This is a genomic window from Desulfobacterium sp. N47 (genome assembly GCF_051233685.1).
In the GTDB taxonomy this organism is placed as follows: domain Bacteria; phylum Desulfobacterota; class Desulfobacteria; order Desulfobacterales; family RPRI01; genus RPRI01.
The window spans coordinates 1-1,270 of the sequence record NZ_JBAMMY010000142.1 but is presented as its reverse complement, the minus strand read 5'-3'; the positions used below and the strand labels follow the sequence as shown (position 1 = coordinate 1,270).

The following is a 1,270-nucleotide window of genomic DNA, read 5'->3' as shown; positions in this document are numbered from 1 at the left end:
GGCGATCCATTTTTTTTCAATTCCATTCACAAATTTGACTCCTTTAATTACTTCAGCCAATCGTTCAGGGCAGTGGAGACGTAACCATTTTTTCTCAGCGCACTCACAAAGTTTAAATGCCATAGTAATTACAGTTGTTGCGGAGAAACAGCCCCTGACCTTGTCTGTTCTCAACCTGACAGTTGAAAACGTTGATTCAATCGGATTTGTTGTCCGGATATGACGCCAATGTTCAGCAGGAAAATCGTAAAACGTTAACAGAACATCACGATCTTTTTCCAGGCATCCAGACGCTTTGGGGTATTTTGCTCCATAAATTTGTATAAAACCGTCAAAATGACGCTCTGCTTCATCCTTACTGTTCGCCTGCCAGATACTATAAAGCTTCTGTTTTGCTTTTGGCTGTAAGTTCTTTGGTAATTTATTTAGAATATTAGCAGTTTTATGGACCCAACACCTTTGTCGGCGGCATTCCGGATATACTTTGGAAAGTGCTTTCCAAAATCCTAAAGCGCCGTCTCCAATGCTCAGCTTGGGGCCGTCCTTAAGACCCCTGGCTTTTAGATCCAGCAGTATCGAGATCCATGACAGTTCGTTTTCACGAAAGCCGCTGTCAATAGCAACAACTTCTTTTTTGCCATTTTCAGTGGCACCAATAATAACAAGAAGACATTGCTTCTCATCCTTACGTACGTTGCAGTATATACCATCTACCCAAAAATACACGTAATGCTTGTCAGATAAATCCCGTTTCTGCCAGATTTGTAAGTCCTTTTCCCAAATCGTTTTTAACCGGCTTACCGTCGGCGCTGATAAACCCGGAGCATCTTTGCCGACTATAGCAGACAAAGCATCACTGACTTCACCTGTAGAAACACCTTTTAAATATAGCCATGGAATCAGCTGTTCCATGCTTTTTGTTTTTCGAAGATAGGGCGGCAAAATTGATGAACTGAATCCTATTCTTTTAATTGTATCGTGATGACGGTCCCTAACCCGTGGCGCTTTTATGGTAACCGGTCCAATGCCGGTTTGTATCTCACGCTCTGGCAAGTGGCCGTTACGAACAATACGCTGTCTACCAAATTCATCTGTTAATTCTTTGTATTGGTTTACAAACAATTCAATTTCAGCTTCAAGCACCTGGGCTAATATTTTTCGAGCTCCATTACGTAATATCTCAGTAATAGGGTCATCAATAAAAGATTCTGGCTTTTTAATTATAATTACATTATCGTTATTCATGGTGTGTGTATCCTTTCCTTTTTTT

The 1,270-nt window shown here is 40.8% G+C and carries 1 protein-coding gene; it reads right to left on the bottom strand.

All coding sequences use genetic code 11. The features are described 5' to 3' along the window. Window positions 1-1,245 (bottom strand): IS256 family transposase (locus VXK47_RS09455; RefSeq protein ID WP_435548533.1); only part of this gene is annotated, 1,245 nt, incomplete at its 3' end. Window positions 1,246-1,270 lie beyond the last annotated feature (25 nt).